General features: G+C 59.3%; 17 protein-coding genes. 8 read left to right on the forward strand and 9 right to left on the reverse strand.

The annotated features are described in order from the left end of the window. The first annotated feature begins 207 nt into the window (after positions 1–207). Positions 208–1833 (forward strand): M20/M25/M40 family metallo-hydrolase, encoded by a 1626-nt coding sequence (locus tag BGIM_RS0114325; protein ID WP_020470457.1) that lies wholly within the window; start codon positions 208–210, stop codon positions 1831–1833. Between the two features lie 151 nt (positions 1834–1984). Here the strand turns inward: BGIM_RS0114325 and BGIM_RS0114330 are convergent, their stop codons facing one another. Then, positions 1985–2755: an anti-sigma factor family protein gene (locus tag BGIM_RS0114330; protein WP_020470458.1), complete on the reverse strand. Its 771-nt coding sequence runs from the start codon at positions 2753–2755 to the stop codon at positions 1985–1987. Then, the gene (locus BGIM_RS0114335; protein ID WP_202947263.1) at positions 2752–3279 is read right to left on the reverse strand and encodes a sigma-70 family RNA polymerase sigma factor; all 528 of its coding nucleotides are present in this window, start codon (positions 3277–3279) and stop codon (positions 2752–2754) included. The genes BGIM_RS0114330 and BGIM_RS0114335 overlap by 4 nt, the downstream gene beginning before the upstream one ends. A gap of 395 nt (positions 3280–3674) precedes the next feature. Here BGIM_RS0114335 and BGIM_RS0114340 point away from each other — a divergent pair, with 395 nt between their 5' ends. From BGIM_RS0114340 to BGIM_RS0114350, 3 genes are all read left to right on the forward strand, one after another. Beyond that, on the forward strand, positions 3675–4640 hold the full coding sequence (locus BGIM_RS0114340) for a metallophosphoesterase family protein (RefSeq protein WP_020470460.1): 966 nt from the start codon (positions 3675–3677) through the stop codon (positions 4638–4640). 107 nt (positions 4641–4747) lie between these two features. Next, positions 4748–5623: a c-type cytochrome domain-containing protein gene (locus BGIM_RS57465; protein WP_020470461.1), complete on the forward strand. Its 876-nt coding sequence runs from the start codon at positions 4748–4750 to the stop codon at positions 5621–5623. A gap of 307 nt (positions 5624–5930) precedes the next feature. Further along, complete coding sequence (locus tag BGIM_RS0114350; RefSeq protein ID WP_020470462.1) at positions 5931–7037, forward strand: leucine-rich repeat domain-containing protein; 1107 nt, start codon at positions 5931–5933, stop codon at positions 7035–7037. A 189-nt stretch (positions 7038–7226) separates the two neighbouring features. Here the strand turns inward: BGIM_RS0114350 and BGIM_RS0114355 are convergent, their stop codons facing one another. Then, positions 7227–7829 (reverse strand): NfeD family protein, encoded by a 603-nt coding sequence (locus BGIM_RS0114355; protein WP_020470463.1) that lies wholly within the window; start codon positions 7827–7829, stop codon positions 7227–7229. A 310-nt stretch (positions 7830–8139) separates the two neighbouring features. Here BGIM_RS0114355 and BGIM_RS0114365 point away from each other — a divergent pair, with 310 nt between their 5' ends. Continuing rightward, positions 8140–8754, forward strand: a complete 615-nt coding sequence (locus BGIM_RS0114365) for a hypothetical protein (protein WP_020470465.1) — start codon at positions 8140–8142, stop codon at positions 8752–8754. 37 nt (positions 8755–8791) lie between these two features. Beyond that, positions 8792–9319 carry a DinB family protein gene (locus BGIM_RS0114370; protein WP_020470466.1) on the forward strand — a complete coding sequence of 176 codons (528 nt, stop codon included), beginning with the start codon at positions 8792–8794 and terminating at the stop codon, positions 9317–9319. Between the two features lie 703 nt (positions 9320–10022). On the opposite strand, the gene BGIM_RS50330 is transcribed toward BGIM_RS0114370, so the two are convergent. The 4 genes from BGIM_RS50330 to BGIM_RS0114395 all read right to left on the reverse strand — a co-directional run bounded on the left by BGIM_RS50330 (position 10023) and on the right by BGIM_RS0114395 (position 15405). Next, complete coding sequence (locus tag BGIM_RS50330; RefSeq protein WP_162136252.1) at positions 10023–11681, reverse strand: hybrid sensor histidine kinase/response regulator; 1659 nt, start codon at positions 11679–11681, stop codon at positions 10023–10025. A 128-nt stretch (positions 11682–11809) separates the two neighbouring features. Further along, the gene (locus BGIM_RS50335) at positions 11810–13456 is read right to left on the reverse strand and encodes an ATP-binding response regulator (protein ID WP_020470469.1); all 1647 of its coding nucleotides are present in this window, start codon (positions 13454–13456) and stop codon (positions 11810–11812) included. A gap of 9 nt (positions 13457–13465) precedes the next feature. Continuing rightward, positions 13466–14968 carry an ATPase domain-containing protein gene (locus tag BGIM_RS0114390; protein ID WP_020470470.1) on the reverse strand — a complete coding sequence of 501 codons (1503 nt, stop codon included), beginning with the start codon at positions 14966–14968 and terminating at the stop codon, positions 13466–13468. Further along, positions 14965–15405, reverse strand: coding sequence for a hypothetical protein (locus BGIM_RS0114395; protein ID WP_020470471.1), 441 nt, complete (start codon positions 15403–15405; stop codon positions 14965–14967). The genes BGIM_RS0114390 and BGIM_RS0114395 overlap by 4 nt, the downstream gene beginning before the upstream one ends. An 80-nt stretch (positions 15406–15485) precedes the next feature. On the opposite strand from BGIM_RS0114395, the gene BGIM_RS0114400 reads away from it, so the two are divergent. Next, complete coding sequence (locus tag BGIM_RS0114400) at positions 15486–15722, forward strand: hypothetical protein (protein ID WP_020470472.1); 237 nt, start codon at positions 15486–15488, stop codon at positions 15720–15722. Positions 15723–15839: 117 nt separating this feature from the next. Here BGIM_RS0114400 and BGIM_RS57470 read toward each other — a convergent pair whose 3' ends face one another. Further along, positions 15840–17813: a sugar transferase gene (locus tag BGIM_RS57470; RefSeq protein ID WP_020470473.1), complete on the reverse strand. Its 1974-nt coding sequence runs from the start codon at positions 17811–17813 to the stop codon at positions 15840–15842. Between the two features lie 762 nt (positions 17814–18575). Here BGIM_RS57470 and BGIM_RS50345 point away from each other — a divergent pair. Next, entirely contained in the window at positions 18576–18965 is a 390-nt protein-coding gene (locus tag BGIM_RS50345; RefSeq protein ID WP_072022258.1) for a PAS domain-containing protein, read from the forward strand. Positions 18966–18976: 11 nt separating this feature from the next. On the opposite strand, the gene BGIM_RS50350 is transcribed toward BGIM_RS50345, so the two are convergent. Continuing rightward, on the reverse strand, positions 18977–19398 hold a 422-nt coding region (locus tag BGIM_RS50350), incomplete at its 5' end, for a transposase (protein WP_029631332.1).

Genomic DNA, 19398 nt, shown 5'->3' on the forward strand with positions numbered 1-19398 from the left:
TCATCACCACCGGCGAGCCGGGTCGCGTCAGCGCCCGGAGTTCGTCGCACACCAAACGCTTGAGCAATCGACGGGTGACAATCTCCGGGCGCTGACGCGGCCCGGCTCGCCATTGGCTGGCATGGTCGCAACCAACCTCCTTGAACCATGCGTCCCGGCGGGCTAAACTTCTCGAACCTCTCCCGCGTCATCACCCGAGGGATCACGATGCGACGCCTCTTGTTGTTCATCCTTTTGTTTGCCCCCGCGCCGGTCTTCGCCCAGGAAGGCGGCGACAAGTTGCCGGCCATTTCGACGGAACGCATCCGGGCGGATGTCAAATATCTGGCGAGCGAGCCACTGCAGGGGCGCGGCGTTGGCACACGGGGGGAGGAGTTGACGACCGATCATATTGCGGCCGAGTTCAAGAAGGCGGGGCTGAAGCCGGGCGGGGACCGGGGGACTTATTTTCAGGGGGTGCCGCTGGTCACGGTGAAGACCGGGCCGGAGTTGTCGCTGGAACTCATCAAGGGGAAGGAAGGCATCCCCCTCAAGGCCGAGGAGGAGTTTGTCGGCGTCAGTCATACACAGGTTTCCGAGGATTTTGATGCCGAGGCCATCTTTGTCGGCCACGGCATCTCGGCGCCCGAATTCGGGTGGGATGATTACAAGGATACCGACGTGAAGGGGAAGGTCGTCGTCCTGTTCACGAACGAACCGCCGTCGGACGATCCCAAGTTCTTCAACGGAAAATCCCTAACCTACTATGGCCGATGGACTTACAAGTACGAGGAAGCCACCCGGCGCGGGGCGAAGGCGGTGTTTATCATCCACACGCCGGAAACGGCCGGGTATCCCTATTCGGTCGTGAAGTCGGTGAAAGGCGTGCAACTCCAGCGAGAACCCAACGCCCCGGCACTGGCCTTCGCCGGCTGGCTCTCCGCCAAGGGGGGCGACAAGGTGCTTTACGCCATCGGCCTGACCGTCGATGAAGCCTTGAAGAAGGCTGATACCAAGGGCTTCAAGCCGATTCCGCTCGACACCCGGTTCAAGGTGTACGCGCCGACGACCACGCAAAAGATCATCTCCAAAAATGTGATCGGCGTGGTCGAGGGAAGCGACCCGGCGCTCAAATCCGAATACGTGCTGTTCTCCGCCCATTGGGATCATCTGGGCGTCCGCAAATCCACGACCGGCGGCGAAGAGGTCTACCACGGCGCGCTGGACAACGCCAGTGGCAGCGCCATCCTGTTGGAACTGGCCCGCGCCTGGGCGGCGATGGACCCGAAGCCGAAACGGTCGGCCTTGTTTCTGGCCACGACTGCCGAGGAAAGCGGCCTGCTCGGGGCGCACTATTACGCGGCTCATCCCGCCGTGCCGCTTGGCAAGACGGCCATGAACTTCAACTTCGATTGCATCTATCCGGTTGGCGAACCGGAATCCATCGTGTTGAGCGGGGCCGAGCGCACGACCGCGTGGAAGGCCCTGCAAGCCACCGCCGCCAAACACGGGCTGGTGGTTGAGCCGGACCAACGCAGCCACCTCGGCTTCTATTATCGCTCCGATCACTTCGCCCTTGGCCGGGGCGGCGTCCCCGCGTTTTCGGTGGGCCGGGGGGAAAAGGTCAAAGGCAAGCCAGCCGACTTCATGAAGAAAGTCACCGAGGATTTTATCGCCAACATTTACCACACGCCGAACGACAAATACCGCGAGGAATGGGATTTCGCCGCCTATCCTCCGTTGATGCGATTCACGTTGGATGCCGCCCGCGAAACCGCCAACACCCCGACGCTGCCAACGTGGTTGCCGGGCGACGAGTTCCGGGCGGCCCGCGAAAAGAGCGGCGTGAAGTGAGAACGAGCAGAAACAATAAACGGTCGGTGAGCAGAGTACTCCGCACGCTCCGCGTGCGGATGGGATTTCCTCCAAGGCCGGATGATGAAACGGGCCAACGTCCCGCCCGCACGCGGAGCGTGCGGAGTACTTTGGCCACCGATTGCAAAGGCTATTCGGCCGTTTGTTCCTGAAACAGCCGGACGAATTCATCGAGTTCCTGGTCGTTCAAATCGGAGACGGTCCAATAGGTCATCCCGAATCGTTGCCAGTGGCGAAGGTGAAAGCCCTGCCGGTCGGACGCCCTCGCCGGAGTGGCCGTTTTGTCGGCGGCCGGCCAGGTGAACACGTTGATGGCGTGTAACCGGCGATGATACACAAGAGCGGCCACCGGCCGGTCGGTCAGGTAATCCAGCCGGCCGCCGGTCAGGGGGTATCCCTGCTGAGCCAGATCGGGGACTTGGGGCGAGAAGTCAATCTTGCCCCGGAACCACGGCTTCACGGTATGCCGGTCGCTTGACGGCACATCCATCAGATGTTCGGCCTGAAGCGAACGAACATGCCCCGCGACGACCCGTTCCGCAAAGCGGTCATCGGCGCCGGTTCCCGAACGAGGCACCAGCATTCCAATCGTCGCGGCCGCGCCGACCACCAACATGATTCCCGCCGCAATGGACAACTGTTGGCCCGATGGCCGCCAACGTCGGCGCGTCACGGTCGGCGAAGGGGGCGGGGCAAGTTGTAACTTTGCCCGCAACGAATCCGGCGCCGGGTAATACGGCATGGCGGCCGCAAGGCCGGTTCGCATGGACCGGAGGTTTCTCTCTTGCTCTTCGCAGTCGAGGCACCCGGCGAGGTGTTCTTCCATCTCCAGTTGGCGAACCAAGTCGAGTTCGCCGTCGGAATACGGTTGCAGTAGTTGTTGAAAGTCCCGGCAGTTCATGTTGTCCCCGCTCCTTCCGGGGGGGAGGCCAGCCGTTGTTGAAGTTGTTGGCGTCCCCTCGAAAGCCGGGACATGACCGTCCCGATCGGAACCTCAATCACTTTGGCGATCTCCTGATAACTCAGCCCCTCAAGCTCCCGAAGCACAATCACCTCTCGCAATGGCGGCGATAGTTCTTCCACCGCCTGCCGCACGCTTTCTTGGTCGCATTTTTGAATGGCCCGAAATTCCGGGTTTGACGACTCATCCCCCCGATCGTGGAACTCTTCGTTGAAGACGGCGGCCGATTGCGCCCGCTGTTTGGCGAGCCAGTCGAACGCCACCCGGCGAACCACACTCAGGAGCCAGACCCGCCCCTCGTCCCCCCGAAAACTGTTGAAATAGCGCGCGGCCCGATAGTACGCCTCCTGGACAACGTCCTCGGCCGCGTGATCGTCCCGCGTCAGCCAGCGGGCCAGATTGTGGGCGGCATTGAGATGAGGCAGCGTCGCCCGCTCAAACCGCATCCGCTCATGAGGGTCCAAATCCCAAGCCTTTCGGGAAGAAGAGACTCCCTCCAACTCTCCCCGTCAAGCGGGAGAGGAAGAGACCCCCTCCAACTCCCCCTTGCCAAGGGGGAGAGGAAATCCGGTCGTCGCAAGAACAGCCAGCTTCGGAAGAGAGGCCGGTTTTGCTCTCCCCCTTGGCAAGGGGGAGTTGGAGGGGGTCTCTTCCGTCAGCGATCAAAGCCATCAACGAAATCAGCAATCAACCCCAACCTCGCCCATTAGTCTACCGCCTCCAGACCGGGATTATTCCCAAAACGCTCCCGATTTTTTCGTCGGGAATATTCCGGCGAAACGGCCGGTAGTGATGGGCGACGCGAGTTGCCCCGGCAACCGGCGGTCGTTTCAAAACCCCCGATCACGAGGACAGAAGAATGAAAATCGAACACAAGACACGGCGGACGGAACCATCGAGCGCGGACGGCGTTGACCGCCGGGGAATGCTCAAGTGCATGGCATGGGCCGGCACGGGGATGGTCTGGGGCGTGTCCGGGGGGCTGGCCACGTCGAGCGTCTTCGGCCAAGCCCCGGCGACGAAGCCGACGTTCACATTCGTGCAGATCAGCGACAGTCACCTCGGCTTTGCCCGCGATCCCAACAAGGATGTCGCCGCCACGCTTCGGCAGACCGTCACCCGGATCAACGCGATGCCCGAGCCCCCCGCGTTTGTCCTGCACACGGGGGACATCACCCACCTCGCCAAGCCGGGGGAATTCGACGCGGCCAATGAAATTCTCAAGGAGGCGAAGACCGGCGGCGTCCTCTATGTCCCCGGCGAACACGACTTCGACGGCGACGGCAACGCGGAATATTTGAAGCGATACGGCCGAGGGACGCAAGGCGCCGGCTGGCGAAGTTTCGATTACAAGGGCGTCCGCTTCATCGGCTTGGTGAACGTGGCCAGCGCCAAATCCGGCAGCGGCGACGGCGGCCTCGGCGTGATCGGAAAAGATCAACTGGAGTGGCTGGAAAAGGATGTCGCCGGTCTTCGGGACAGCACGCCGGTCGTCGTCTATGCCCACGTTCCCCTGTGGATGGTTCACGAGAAATGGGGCTGGGGCACGCGAGATTCCGAACAGGCCCTCAAGATCCTGAAACGGTTCGGCTCGCTCACGGTGCTGAACGGCCACATCCATCAAATCCTGCAAAAGGTGGAGGGCAAGGCAACCTTCCACACCGCCCGCTCCACGGCCTTCCCGCAATCGGAACCCGGCAAGGGGACGCCGGGGCCAATGCGCGATCTCCCGGCCGAAAAGCTCAAATCGGCCTTGGGATTGTCCACGGTTTCCTACGTCGAAAACAGCGGCGAACTGGCGATTGTGGACTCGACGCTTGCGTGATGGAAACGCCAGGCGACAACTTGATTTTTTTTCTTTGCCCGAACCGGCGGCGCATGTTTCTGTCGCCGGTTCCGCCTTCTTGACATGTCCAGAAAGGACGGTGCCCGATGTTGAACTGGTGGCTATCAACAGCCGTGTCTTCCGCTGTGTTGGTGGGATTTCAACCGGCGATTGTCCATGCCCAATCGGATTCTCCGGGGCGCGATCTCGGCGCCGAGGTTCGCAGCCTCTTCGCGGTGAAATGTGCCGGATGCCACGGCCCCGATTTGGCGAAGCCCAAGGGTCGGTTCGGCGACGTTCTTGACCTGCGGAAAATGGCCGCGAACCCGGAGATGGTGATTCCCTACCAGCCGGATCAATCGGAGTTGTGGGCGCTTGTCTATCACAACGAAATGCCCCCGGCCGATTCGCCGCAGGGTGAACTGACGACCTCGCAAAAAGAGGTTGTCCGCAGTTGGATCGCCGCCGGGGCCCCGGACGTGTTCGCTCACACGTTCGAGACCCCGGAAGGGCCGGAACCAATCAGCCGCGAGATTCCCCGGATAACGGCGGCCCAACGGATGATCCGCTGGCTGGGCAAGTTTCACCTGCTCATGCTGCACTTTCCCGTCGCCCTCATTCTCGCGGCCGCCTTTGCCGAAGCATGGGCAATGTGGCGGCGAAATCCAATCCCGTCGGACACGGTCCGGTTCTGTCTGGCGCTGGGGGCGATCACGGCCATCCCGACGGCCGGGTTGGGCTGGCTCTTCGCCGCCTCCGGAAACGGAATCGGCTCCCCCCAACTCCTGAACGCCCACCGCTGGCTGGGGACAACCACCGCCCTTTGCCTCGTCCTCGCAGCCATCGCCTCCGAACACGACGCCCGCCAAAAACAGCGCCACCCGGTCACCCGCCTCCTGCTGGCGGTCGGCGTCGCCTTCCTCTCCCTGACCGCCCACCTCGGCGGCTTGCTCAGTAGGGGCGAAGACTTTTTTGCGTATTAGAAAATGGCAAGATCGCCTCATACATGCTGTCGAGGGCGATTGCCCGATTCGGGAGATGTTGAGGGCCGAGGCAATGCCGATTTCCACAGGTTTGCCTCCGGTAGTCATGGATTCGCCGGCCCGACGAACGAAGCGTTCCGGCGAGAATAAATTTGACGGATGGTGTTTCACTAAATAATCTGCCGTCGTCACGCGGTTGGTCTCGCAAAGACGGCGTGGGTGGAAGGTTGTCGCCATTGCACTCGGCCAAAGCCGACCGGTTCTGTGCCGCTCGATTTCTAATTCGTTCACTTGAATGGAAATGACAATGTCACGGTTGATGATGTGTGGGATTGGTGTGTGGCTGGCGCTGTGTTCACCCGCAACTTCGCGGGCTGACGAGGCCGAGGACAAGGCCGAGGCGTTTGTGAAGCAGCTAAGGGGTGGAGTGTCCCGCGATCAGTCACTCCCCGGCAAGCCCGTCATTACGGTCTTTCTTGCCTTCACAAAAGTGGCCGACGCGGATCTCAAGGAACTCTTTGCATTCAAAAAGCTCAAAAGTCTCTACCTGACCCGGACTCAGGTGACGGACGCGGGACTCAAGGGGTTTTCCACGTTCGCGAATCTCGAATTTCTCAACCTGTCCGAAACTCAAGTGACGGGTGTTGGATTGAGGGAACTGTCCGGCCTGAAATCCCTCACCCGAATCGAGATGAAACACGCAAAGTTGTCGGATGATGGTTTCAAGGAACTTGGCGCCCTCCCAAATCTCGAATTCCTTGAATTGAACGACACGCCGGTCTCGGACGCCGGCGCCAAAAAACTGGCCGCGATCAAGGGCCTCACGACCCTCTACCTGACCCGCACGAAATTAACCGATGCCGGCGCGACGGAACTGGCGGCGCTCACGAAACTCAAGCTGCTCGTTCTGGCCGAAACGCAAGTGACGGACGCCGGCCTTAAAGAATTCGGAAAACTTCAAAATCTGACCACCTTGAATCTCGGTGGCACCCGGGTGACGGACGCGGGGTTAAAGGAACTCGCTCCGCTGAAGAACCTAGCCGAATTGGCGCTGTACAAAACGCCGGTGACGGACGCGGGATTGAAATCGCTTGCGGTGATGTCCGGCCTCACCGAACTCACTCTGCTCGACACCCAAGTCACCGGCGCGGGCCTCAAGGAATTGGCGGCTCTCAAGAAACTCAAGGCGATTGCCATTGGCAACGAAGTGACGGACACGGCGGCGAAGGAACTGGCCACGATCACGAGCCTCGAAAAACTCATGCTGGGCGGGGAAAAATTTACGGACGCGGGGGTGAGGGACCTCGCGCCACTCACGAACCTCCGCTTCCTTGATGTGAGGAAGACCAGTGCCACCGACGCCGGACTGAAGGAACTCAAGAAGGCGCTGCCCAAATGCAATATCATCGAGTGAGTTGACCATGCCCGATCTTGGTGTTGCCGCATGGCCCGGCGCGCCGACGGTCAACCCGGACAGTATCGAGAAGCAGCGTAGTCGACGGGAGTCGTGAAAAGCGGCACATCACCGATGTGTCGGCGAGTTCATTTTCCGAGGAATTGCACGACGCGAAGCAGTTAAAGAGATTGAAGGACGAAGCCAGTCTCACCGACTGCTCACCAGCGACCAGATGACGAGGGTGATAACCGTCATAACGGCGAAAAACACCCAGCCCGCCACCTTCCACCACTGTGCGGACGCATAACAGGTTTTGCATCGCAATTCGTAAGCCCCGCCGTCATCGTGCGCCATATAGATGCTTTGGAGGTGCGTCATGCAACTCAACGCGCCGCAACCCTGGCACAGGGTTGTCGCCGCCGCCTCACAGGCGTGGCAACGGGGGCTTGCCGGTCTGGTCGCCGGCGGTTCGGCGGCGCGAACGGGCGGATTCTTCAGGAGCGCCGCCTTCGCCTCGGTGAACTCCGCATCGGTCAGCGTGCCGGCATCCCGCAGTTTTTGCAGTTTCTGGAACTCATCCGCAAGGCCCGATGTCCCTCCAAGTTCGGGGGCATGGGTCGCTCGAACCGACAGAATTCGCCGAAACTCATCGACCAGCCGCCACCCGGTCACCCGGACCGTTTCCCCGGCGGGAATCAACGGCCCGACGGTGATCGCGTCGAATGATTTGCCCGCCACTTGAATCCGACCGGTTGCCGACACCTCGGTCAGGGTGCGACCGTATTGGCCGACACAGTCTTCCGCTCGCATCCGGTCTCCTTTCCCAAAGAATCAGGCAAGCCGCCGTCCGAAGGAGAGGGCAGCCATGAGTTGCCCGGTTCTGATTATCTTCGAGGGAGCTTGCGATGCCCGACCTGATTATGGCCGTTGATTTGGGACGGTTCAAGAGTGTTGCTTGTCTTTGTCAGCGATCCTGATCTCGGATGAGCGGCGATGCTTCCCGCCGTCGGCGAGATTGGGGCCGGCGGTTCTTTTTGGATCGCTCCGGAATAAACAAGGATCATGCCCGCCTCTGTCCCGGCAGGACAGGGAATCGACGGCGACTTTTCGAGAGGCAATCATGTCTGCAATTCAATCTCTGTGCACAAATCGTTCGGCGATCATCTTGGCGGGCCTGCTGCTGGCGGGCACGGCGGCCCCGGCGCAACAGTTCGTGCTTTTCGACGCCACGTTCACCTTCACCAAGGAAGATGCGGACAACTCCAAGCCGAGCAAGTCGCACTTTTACGTTCTCGGCAAGATGCTCAACGCAGAGCGCCCCAAGGACTGGACGAGTCCGGTGGACTACCGGAACGGCACCGTCCACATCCGGGCCGAGGTGATCGAGAAACCGGCGGGGGGCGCGCCCACCACTTGGACACTCTGCTATATCCCAAACAAGGGCGAGAAGGCCGGGTACGGTTGCACCGGCACCGAGGTTTACAAAGAGAAGGGCGTCTACGAACGGGATGTGAAGATGACCTCGTTCTGGCAGAACGACAACATCGTCTGGGAGCAGGGAATCAAGGAAATGCACTTGGTGATGAAGGACGACAGCGGCGGCAGCGGCCACGCCCACAAACGGACCGACCCGGAGAAATTCTTCCCGACCAAGATGCGGATCACCATGATCCAGGTGGCGAAAGGGTCCAAATACGATCCGAAACTGGTGCCGAACCTGCCCGAGAAAAAGTGATCTCTTCTGACACAACCGCTCCGCAAGGAAGCAGTCAATGAACGTTGAATTAGGCCGGGCCGTGGAAGTCTTGGAGCGGACGCCTGCCGTTCTGCGATCCCTGCTCGGCGGCCTGGGCGATTTCTGGATTTTGGGCAATTACGGCGAGAACACCTTCAGCCCGTTCGATGTCGTGGGCCATCTCATCGAAGCCGACCAAACCAATTGGATGACCCGCCTCCGGGTGATCCTTGAGCATGGCGAAACAAAACCATTTCCGGCATTCGACCGATACGGCATGTACGAGACCAGCAAGGGCAGGACGATGGACGATCTGCTGGAATCGTTCGCCTCGCTTCGGGCGAGAAGCCTCGACGATTTGAAAGCCCTCAACCTGACACCCAAGCAACTGGACATTCGCGGCGCCCATCCGGCGTTTGGCGAGGTCACGATCCGGCAACTGATCGCCGCGTGGGTCGTTCATGATCTCGGCCACCTGCATCAGGTCGCCAAGGCAATGGCGTTCCAATGCCGCGACGCCGTGGGACCGTGGCGGGAATACCTCACCATCCTGCCGCGAACTTAAATTTTTGCCGACAAATTAGAATGTGCCTGGTCTTGCCATGACATTTCCAAGAGATTGGAACCGGCCGTCAGTTCAAAATTTTGCCGCCGATCATGTCTATCGAGATGTCCGGGCCGACTTGGGGAATCCCCGATTCCTTGGGAGGGCGGGTTTGTTCTTGTTGAAGATGAATGTGAAGATGAGGACGCGCACGCTGCTGATTCCCGTGGCGGCCTTGATAACGTCCTTGCGGATCTCCCCGCGCCTGATTAGTTGGATGGCATGCTGCCGTTGGCCAGCACATAATCGGCTTTCAAGTTGGCCATTTTGAAAAAGCTGCTTTACGGGCTGCAAAATCTGGTGAAGCAGAAAGATGAATTAGAATGTCTGAATATGATTGGCTTGACGGAAAGTTTTGCAAAGTGATGGTATGGGCGTTGCTGGATACGAACTAAATGACGTAACATCCAATTCCACAAATGAGTTAGAGAAAACGCCACTTCCACGCGCTGCAAAATCCGGTGCAGTTTCAGCAAATGCCCCTTCACTGGCTGAACTGATGGTAATGATGGCCAGCCTTTCCCCGGCAGACCGGCAACGATTGGCCTCTCTACTGAGCGGAGAGATTACTCTAAACCAGCAGAATACGCCTGGATTGTCTTGCGTTCCCGAACACCCACCTCAATAAATCATAACTCGGCTTTTGAAAATCAGCATTCCCGACTCACTGACCGAGGAGGCGACGGATGGCGGCGAGCAGGTTAGATGACTTGAACGGTTTCTGCAGAAATTCCGTCAGGATTTCACCCTCGGATTTCAGGGCGATTTCGTCGGCCCCATACCCGCTGATAAGTAATACGGGGAGTTTTTTCCGCATCAGACGCAGTTCGCGGGCGGTTTCCTGTCCGCCCAAGCCCGGCATGGTCATATCCAGGACAACGGCATCAATTTCATCCGGTCTCTCGCGGAACACGTTCAGTCCTTCCAGGCCATCCTTGGCCGACAGCACTTTGAGACCCGCTTTTTTGAGCGTTATTGTCACGATGTCTCGCACCGCTCGTTCGTCGTCGATCACCAGGATCGTGCCGGTTCCCTGCCAGCGCTCGCGCGAGCTTGGCGCGATGACAACACTTTTGGAGCCTTCCAGGGCGGGAAGCGTCAAACGGAATGTGCTTCCCTTGCCGGGAACGCTGTGAATTTGAAGTTCACCGCGATGACCCCGGACGATTCCCTGAACCACGGCCAGTCCCAGTCCCCGGCCAGTAAATTTGGTGGTGAAGAAGGGATCGAGAATTTTGCCCATCAGTTCTTCGCTCATGCCACATCCCGAATCCGCCACCTCCAAGAACACGCGCGGCCCTGATGCGGCGACCGTTTGGGGAGGATTCGCTTGCGAGCCGGCGGCCGCTTCCGGAACCAGTCCGGTGCGGATCTTGATTTCCCCGCCTTGGTCGCCGCCCGCCTCCGAAGCGTTGATGACCAGATTTAAAACAACCTGCCGGAGTTGGGTGGCGTCGGCCTCGACGCGAGGCAGATCCGAAGCCAGATCGAACACCAGCCGGGAATTGACCGAGATCGACGACCTCACCAATTTCCCCGTTTCATCGATTAGTCGGGAAAGATCCACCGGCCCGACGACAAACCGTCCTTTGCCCGCGTAGGCGAGGATTTGCATCACCAAGTCGGCCGCCAGCCGGGCATTTTTTCCGACCTCCTCAAGCATCGCGATGGCCGGCGAGTTCTTTGGCAAAATTTCAGAGGCCAGTTCGGCAAATCCGATCACAGGCGTCAGCATGTTGTTCAGGTCGTGGGCCAGTCCCCCCGCGAGGACGCCCAGGCTCTCCATTTTCTGGGACTGAAACATTCGGACCTGCAACTCATGCCGTTCCTGCTCTCCCCGCCGAATCGCGTCGATCAATTCGTGCTGTCGGACAGAGGAGACCATCAGGGCCTCGTTCATGCCCGCGACCCGCCGACGGAACAGGGCGATTTCTGTCGCATCGGTGATTTGCATCATCACCCCGACGGGACGACCATCCTCCCCCAAAATTGCCCACATGGCGTAAGACCAGTATTTAAGAGGAACATGAGCGTGTTCCTGTTCCTCCAAGCTTTCCGAAATCCCGGTTTGAAGGACGCGATCAAGAAGTTCTCCGCACCCGTTCCCGGCCAGTTCGGGGACGGCTTTTACGAATTCGCGGCCAATGATTTCTTGGCAAGTGATTTCCGCGAGACGTGAAAACGCGGGGTTTGAGTATCGGACGATGTGCGTCGCCCCTTCGACCGCCACCATTGGCCGGGAAGAGTATCGGGAAAAATAGGCGCAGAGACGAGACGGGTCGAAGGGATCGGTTATCGGTCTTGATGCGGTTTCCGCGTCCATCACCCACCCCCCTTGGCCCAAATGCCAACACCTCCGTCGTTCTTGACGATGAACCTTCATGGCGCCATCACATCGACAAAACATTCCGCGGATGTGAAAGACCTTCCGTTGGTTTCATTTCTGCGATTTCACGGTCGCGGCCGAATTGAATCTGTCGGCAACTTGGCAATGAGTTCGGCCAGAGTCCCCGGTTCCGCTGGTTTGGTCAAATGGCGGTCAAAACCGGCCTCTTGAGACTTTCGCCGGTCTTCTTCGGCTCCCCAACCGCTCAGGGCGATGAGAAACATGGGCTTTCCCCACGATTCGGCCCGAATACGCCGGGCGGCTTCGTAGCCATCCATCTGCGGCATGCCGATATCCATCAAGATCACATCCGGCCGAAACTCATCCGCCGCCGCCACTCCTCCCGCACCATCCCAAGCAGTGCAAATCTCATGCCCGAGGATTCCCAGCATCATTCCGAGCGACTCGGCGGCGTCCCGGTTGTCATCGACAATCAGTACGCGCCGAGGCGAAGCGGAGAGCGTCGAGCCGGGCCTCGTGTTCAATTCAAGGGCCGGGGAAACGGCCATCGGCAGACGGACGATGAACTCGCTGCCATAACCGATTCCGTCGCTGATCGCTTCGACCCGACCGCCATGCAATTCGACGAATTCCTTCACCAGCGACAATCCAATTCCCATGCCCCCCTGCGCCCGTTGCCAAGAGGTGTCCACTTGGACGAACACATCAAAGATGCGCGGCAGGTCTTCGGCGGAGATGCCGATTCCGCTGTCCCGGATGCCGGTCACCAATTCGTCGCCGTCCCGCCGGACGGAAAGCCGTATGTCGCCGCCCGGTTCCGCGTACTTGGCGGCGTTGTTCAGCAGATTTTGGAACACCTGCGCGAGCCTCGCCGGGTCGGCGTCCAGCGGGAGCGGTTCGTCCGGGATGGTCACGGTAATCCGATGGTCGCCGAGCGCGATCAAGGGTCGGCTGGCCTCCACAGCATCCCGAAGGATCACGGCGAGGTCTACCCGTTCCTTGCGGAGACTCGACTTGCCGGACATGATGCGGCTGACATCCAGCAGGTCGTCCACCAGCCGCACCATCTGCCGCAACTGCCGTTCCATCATCGCCCGTGAATTCTGATCCTTCACCGGATCCCGGTTGGCCAGCTTGATAAATTCCATCCCGGCGCAGATCGCGGCCAGGGGATTGCGGAGTTCATGACTTAGCACCGCCAGAAATCGGTCTCTCGACTGCACAGCCGCCCGCAGGCGCGTGCTCAGTGACTCCGCCGCCGCCGCCAGTTCGTGTTGCCTGTTCGCGGAGACGAGCAACGCCTCGTTCATGGCCACGACTTGTTGACGGAAAGAAGCGGTCTCCGTGGCATCTGTCACCTGAATCATGACCCCGACCGGCTGTTCGTCAGCCCCCAGGATCGCCCAAACCGCATAGGACCAATAAACGGGCGCCGGGCTGACGGACGGCACTGATTGATGTTCCTGCTCGGCCAGATTTTCCGGCGCCCCGGAATGGAACACCCGGTCGAGGAGCGCCAGACAGCCATTTCCAACCCCCTCCGGCACGGCCAGGGCGAAGGGGCGGTCGAGGAGGTCTTTGCTTTCTTTTCCCGCCAGCCGCGCAAACGCGGGATTGAGATAAGTCACGACATGCGTCGATCCCTCGACGGCGACGATCGGCTGGGGCGAAAGTTCGGAGAGGCATCGGCCAAGGCCGGGAGGCATCAGGAGGGCATGCCCGGCTGCCTCGAAATCGAGTTCCGCAGCCATGATTTCACCTTACTCTTTTGCCGTCGGCGCGTCGGTGGTATCCGTGCCGGGAATCGGTTCGGGAATGCCGGTGATCAGTCCTTGATAGCCCGTCAGCCGTTTGCCGACTTTCAGGCCGTCGGAGGTGATTTCGTATTCGCAAATGTCGTTGCTATGGGCGCCCGCCCGCATTTTGACCACCATGAGGAGTTTGCGAAGCTGGCCTGCGATCTCCACGTAGCGAAGACGAATGATGTCGTCGCTCAGAAAGGAAATGGAGTACGGACTCAACGCCAGTTCGGTGAAGGACTCGGCCACTTCGACGGTGCTTACGATCGTGACGCCGACACGTGTCAACGCCCCGATCATCCGGTAGAGCGATTCGCGGAAGTCGATGCGGAATCCGGGCGCAAGGGCCATTTCAAATCCCGCCAGCGAATCGATCACCACCCGTTTCGCGCCGATTCGCTTGACCGCCTCGATGACCTCGCACATTGTCTCATCGACGGACAGGTCCAGGGGACGAAGATAAATGATGTCCAGTTTGCCATCGCGTTGGGGTGTCTCAAAATCCATGCCGAGTTTGGCGGCCCGCCCCGCGTACTCCTCCGGACGCTCCTCGAAAATGGCGACAATTCCCGGCTCTCCCTGCCGAATCCCCTCCGAGATGAACTGGGTGGCCAAGACCGATTTTCCCGTCCCCGACGGCCCCGCGACCAGCAGACTGTCCCCCTCGGGAATACCGCCTCCCAGCATCGTATCCAGTTCGGAGATTCCCGTGGAAAGACGGCGGCGGTCGGGGGACTTGTCCTTCCGGCCGGTGAGACCGAAGGTGCGGGGAAAGGCTTGCAAGCCCCCCTCGGTGATCCGGAACGTGTGCAAGCCGGGAACAGATGCCTGGCCCCGAAGCTTCATGACTTGCAACTTCCGCACGATGGAATTCCGCTCGACCTGCTGATAGAGCCAGTAAAGACCGTCGGCGACGGTGAACACCGGGTTGTCGCGGATTTCCCCTTCGGTGTATTCGCCGATCAGAAAGGTGGTCGCCTGCCAGCTTGTCAGGTGAAGCGCCAGCCGTTGGACGAATCCCTGAAGCTCCAGTTCGGGCGTGCCCGCCGTGGCTTTCCGCACCACAGTTCGGAACGAGTCCACCACCACGACGCCGGGGCTGGCCGCCTCGACCTCTTTGATGATCTCCTCCATGACGGCGTTCAGATCCCGTTCCAGAACGACCTGGCTCAGGTTGATGAACCGCACGGAGCCGTTAAGCTTGGCCGAATCAAAAAACCGGAATTGCTGCTGATACCGGAGCATCTTGATGGCCGGTTCGCCCAGCACGGTGAAATACAGGGCCGGCCGTTCCGGCGTGGCGTTGGCGAAGACCACCTGATGGGCGAGCGTGGTCTTCCCGCAACCGGGCGAGCCGGCGATGATGTTGAAAGAATATTCGGGCAGGCCGCCGCCAAGAATTTCGTCCAGGCCGGGCACTCCGGTGGGTATTTTCCGGATCGTCACCCTGTTTTCCCCGTTCATCGTTCCTCCGCGCTTCCGGCATCCATGCCGGTGATGGATGCGTTCGGCCAGGCGTCACGCACGATGCCCAGCGTGAGCGGTTCGCCAATGAAAGTCACGAGCAGCCCGAGCAATTGGGCCACGACCACAAACCCGGCCTGCCCGCCGTCCTGATGATCTTTGAGGTGTTGAAGTCCGTCCAGAGACCCGTCGGCTTTGACCTGAACGATGGCCAGCGCGGGCGATTCGACGATGGCGAGGGCAAGAGCCCGGGCCATGAGGGAACGGAATCCGGCTGCCCCCGCCAGTTTGGTCAACGGCACACGCAGCCTTTCACAAGTCCGCGCGGCCGCCACGCCAACCGCCTCGGCGACGGCTGGACCAACCGCCTCGGCGGCAAGCAATTGCCTTGCGAGGTGTTGAATCACGGTGGTGGTGGAATTCGTCAAGCGAGTCATTCACCTCGGTTCGGGGGCGAGTATCCCGACACACCCGGCCGGTCCGAATCACAAGGTTCAGATGTTCTGGTGTTCCCGCCTTGTTCGGCGAACAACGACTGAACCGGGCAGAAATCTTCACGGCCAAAGATCAGTCCCGTCAGTTAATGTACCAGTATGTCGGAAAGACTGCTCATTTACTTGGAAATATTCCGCAGTGTTTGATCAACAGGGAAGTGAGCGCTCGGGAGTTGATGAAAAGGCGGGAGCATGCTGTTTCCGCAAGCCACCCTTCGCTGGCTGACGTGATGGCGATGGTGGCCGGTCTTTCACTTTAAGAGCGGCCACGACTGCCGCTTTCCCAGGAGGGAAAATATGGAGTTAATGGAAAGACCTTATCTTTGACATCGTGACGAGCCGTGTTGGCCTTGCCTTCAATAATGAGGACAAGGCCGTTATCTCTGGTCCTCTTTGTAAGCTGCCGTTATGAGAGACTTGGCTGACCCATATTCATTGTCCTGAACAGTTTCGGTCAGAGCAGTCTGGTCATCCTCCGGCGGCGCCGTGATAACCATAAAAGGCGCCGGCTTGCGAGAAAATGATACTCGCTTTTCCACCAGGACGAACAGGGTTGTAGAGGCCGCGATGGCTCCGAGGTAGCATAACGGCAGTGCGGCCCAGAACACCCATGAGCCGCGCGAGGCGGCGGGCAAAAGCAGGGCGATCATCAACGCCAGTGTCTTCAAGACCAAACCGTGGGTCAGATAGAACGAGTAACTCATATTCCCGATCCAGCGCAGCGGTGACAGAGAAAGAATTCTCGCAAATACGCCTTCGCCGCCAAAACAGTACCAAGCCACCGCGAACATGCCCAAACCCTTGGCGATTGCCCGGATGATGATCGCATACCCTGGCGCCCCATCCGGGAACATCACTGATCCCGCCCGAAGCAGGACGACCAACCCGGCTCCCAATGCGGCGACAAACACCACGATTCCCTCTCTCGCGGACGCAAAATGGTTTCGCCGGGCGGTGACGGCCTCGTGGGCCAGAAACCCGGCAAAATAGACAGCCAGCCGGACGTGGCTTGGGGACATGACGCCGCAATACAGCAGGTAGGCAGCCCAGACACCGATGAGGAGGGCGACTCGCCGGGCCACCGACCAGTCCCGCATCCCGGAGAATCGCACGAACAATGGCAGAGTCACATAGAGAACCATTTCATAACCAAGCGTCCAGGTCACCACGATCAATGAGGGGGCGCCGGTCAAGCCGGTCAGCAAAAACAAGTTCTCCAGCAAATAGATCGTTGCCGCCAGCGGGTCCGAGGGGATCTTGGACTCGGACGGGAAGATAACCGACAGCAATATGTATAGCCCGAACATGCACAGGAAGGCCGGGTAGATTCGCCATGCTCGATTCCGAAGGAACCGACCGTATTGGAACGGCCGGCGAACGCACATTCCGTAGATCAGAAACCCGCTGATCAGCAGAAAGATGTCAGTCCCGTTTCGGGCAATAGTGTCCAGCACCCGGGCGACGAACACGCTCTCCGCCCCGCCCAGGTAGATCCCGAACAGGGTCAGGAAATGCGCCAAGAACACCAGCGAGGCGGCGACGCCGCGAAGTCCTTGCACGGCGACGATCCGATCCGTCTTTTCAGGAATCTCGTAAATCCCCGCAAATCTCTCTCGAAAACTCTTCTTTGGGTGATCCGGTGCAGGCATTGGTTCGGCGGCCGCCCCGAGCGCCCGGCGACGCCATGACATCGGGAAATGGAGCAGGTAGAAGAGCGTGGCAATCAAAATGCGAAGGTCCAGCCAGGGCCGGACGAAGCGGATGTAATGAAGGTCGGCCACCAGTTTCCGGCAGACGGACCCGAGGTTGGTATCGGCCGGAAACTGGACTTGGGCGAGGCCGGTCACACCGGGGCGGATGGCGAGACGGTCGCGATACGCCGGGATATCTTCCTGTAATTCGGCCGCGATCTTCGGCCGCTCGGGTCGCGGACCAATGAGGGACATGTCGCCCCGGATGACATTGAACAATTGTGGCAGTTCGTCGATGTGAAGTTTTCGCAGAATCCGGCCGACGAGGAATACGCGAGGATCGTTGCGGACAGCCCAAACCGCTCCGGACTGGCGCTCACAATTATGAGTCATGGTGCGGATTTTGTAAATCCAGAACGGCACGCCGTTTCGTCCGAGACGCTCTTGAGAGTAAAAGGGCGGTCCTCGTGAAGTGATCTTGACCAAGATCACGGCAAGAAGCGCCAGCGGGGCAACGAGCACCATCAATACCGCCGCAAGCACGACATATCCCGCCTGCTTGAGGACGGCGGAGACCCCCTCCGGCCGGGGAGTCTCGTCTTCCCATGCCACCGGAGGAACGGAACATACGACCAACGGGTATTTGCCTTGCATGATCATGTCATGCCTCCATCGATATTTGAGGTTGAGTGACGATATCTAGAAAGGGGTTGGCGTCAAAACCCGAGGATTTTGACGGCCGCATGTCCTCTCGCATCACCATCAAATGAGCCGAATCGACATTTCCCCAGACCCTGGACATGAATGAAGGATAGGCCGGGCATGATCCAGAACCGGCAATGTGAATTAAACAGCATTAATTTAATATGTGTTTATTGCTGCCAGGATGGACGGTTGTTTGCCATGACAGGAAATGACAACAAGACCAACAGGAAGTGATAATAATGGATTTTAGACATCATTTGCCGCCGGAGAGAAGGCTGGGGTAACGATGTGAAATCCATTCCCCGCTGAATCGTAAAGTTCATGTGACGGATTGCAAAATGAATGAATCACAATCCGAAAGACCTCGATGGAGAGGGGGAGCCGAACTTTTCCCAACGCCTTGGCTAAAGTTTCCAGAAACGGAAACTTCTAATGAATGACAGTTTTGTCTCGATGTCGAAACCGATTAAGCCAGAGAGAATTTGCGTTCCATGCCATGAGCAGCATCATTTGTCAGGCCGGATTCCCGTCAACTCTCATTACCTTTCCGGAAGATTGCTTTCGACCTTTTCAATTTGGTTCTTGCTTTTTCCTCTCTAACAGGTGAAGTTGATGAGTGGTGATGACAGGAATGTCTGTCACTTCCACGGGAGATTGTCTCGCACAATCTCCAACGTCCCGGGATGAATCGAGGAAAACACGCACAATTCATCAGCTTTGCTAGTCACGTCGACTCCCCTCTCCGCCGATCCGTTTCGACTACTCGTGGAATCAGTGACTGATTTCGGCATGTTCATGCTCGACCCGGCGGGGAACGTCTCCAGTTGGAATCCCGGCGCCGGGAAAATCTTGGGATATCAGTCCGAAGAGATCGTCGGTCGTTCCGTCAGTTGCTTCCACACTCCAAGGGACACGGCGGCGGGCAAGCCTTGGCGGGGATTGCAGATTGCCCTCGAAGAAGGCCGCCTTGAGGAGGAAGGGCTGTGGCTTCGGAATGGCGGCTTGCCTTTTTGGGCCGTCGTCACCATCAACGCCCTTCATGATCCTCTTGGGATTCACATTGGTTTCGCGGTTGTCTGCCGGGACAGCACCGAGCGCAAGTTTTGAAGTTGCGCTTTTTATCCGGCGGTGCGAAACTCGGCCGGGATGGCCTGCCGGAGTTTTCGTCGCAAACGCCGGATTCCGCCGGGTGTTTGCATGGCGCGGGCCAGGTATTCCAAGTCGGCCTGTTCGCTGTGGCGGCGGACCGCCAGGCAGAGGCCGTGGGTTCGCTGGTGTCGCCAGCGCTCTTTCTGCTTCGTCGTCAGGCCGGACTTGGCCAGTTGCCTCGCCCGATGCCACTCCAGCCACAGGAACGTCACCAGGACCAGCTCCAGCCATCCCTCCGTCGCCTCGAACCGGCGCAGGCGGCATTGGGCGAAGCCCAATGTGCTTTTCAACTCCTTGAAGAACAGTTCGATCTGCCAGCGCAAATCATAAAGTTCGACCAGTTCGGCCGTCCGGAAATCCGTGCGGTTGGACATCAGGATTTTCTGGATCT

This window comes from Zavarzinella formosa DSM 19928 (assembly GCF_000255705.1).
GTDB lineage: Bacteria > Planctomycetota > Planctomycetia > Gemmatales > Gemmataceae > Zavarzinella > Zavarzinella formosa.

Excerpts from the sequence above, each read along its gene's own strand:
- BGIM_RS0114340 (WP_020470460.1), top strand. The coding sequence starts at position 3,675 with ATGAAAATCGAACACAAGACACGGCGGACGGAACCATCGAGCGCGGAC.
- BGIM_RS0114370 (WP_020470466.1), top strand. The coding sequence starts at position 8,792 with ATGAACGTTGAATTAGGCCGGGCCGTGGAAGTCTTGGAGCGGACGCCT.
- BGIM_RS0114365 (WP_020470465.1), top strand. The coding sequence starts at position 8,140 with ATGTCTGCAATTCAATCTCTGTGCACAAATCGTTCGGCGATCATCTTG.
- BGIM_RS0114390 (WP_020470470.1), bottom strand. The coding sequence starts at position 14,968 with ATGAACGGGGAAAACAGGGTGACGATCCGGAAAATACCCACCGGAGTG.
- BGIM_RS0114330 (WP_020470458.1), bottom strand. The coding sequence starts at position 2,755 with ATGAACTGCCGGGACTTTCAACAACTACTGCAACCGTATTCCGACGGC.
- BGIM_RS50335 (WP_020470469.1), bottom strand. The coding sequence starts at position 13,456 with ATGGCTGCGGAACTCGATTTCGAGGCAGCCGGGCATGCCCTCCTGATG.
- BGIM_RS0114350 (WP_020470462.1), top strand. The coding sequence starts at position 5,931 with ATGTCACGGTTGATGATGTGTGGGATTGGTGTGTGGCTGGCGCTGTGT.
- BGIM_RS57465 (WP_020470461.1), top strand. The coding sequence starts at position 4,748 with ATGTTGAACTGGTGGCTATCAACAGCCGTGTCTTCCGCTGTGTTGGTG.
- BGIM_RS0114325 (WP_020470457.1), top strand. The coding sequence starts at position 208 with ATGCGACGCCTCTTGTTGTTCATCCTTTTGTTTGCCCCCGCGCCGGTC.
- BGIM_RS50330 (WP_162136252.1), bottom strand. The coding sequence starts at position 11,681 with ATGGACGCGGAAACCGCATCAAGACCGATAACCGATCCCTTCGACCCG.
- BGIM_RS57470 (WP_020470473.1), bottom strand. The coding sequence starts at position 17,813 with ATGATCATGCAAGGCAAATACCCGTTGGTCGTATGTTCCGTTCCTCCG.
- BGIM_RS0114355 (WP_020470463.1), bottom strand. The coding sequence starts at position 7,829 with ATGCGAGCGGAAGACTGTGTCGGCCAATACGGTCGCACCCTGACCGAG.
- BGIM_RS0114395 (WP_020470471.1), bottom strand. The coding sequence starts at position 15,405 with ATGACTCGCTTGACGAATTCCACCACCACCGTGATTCAACACCTCGCA.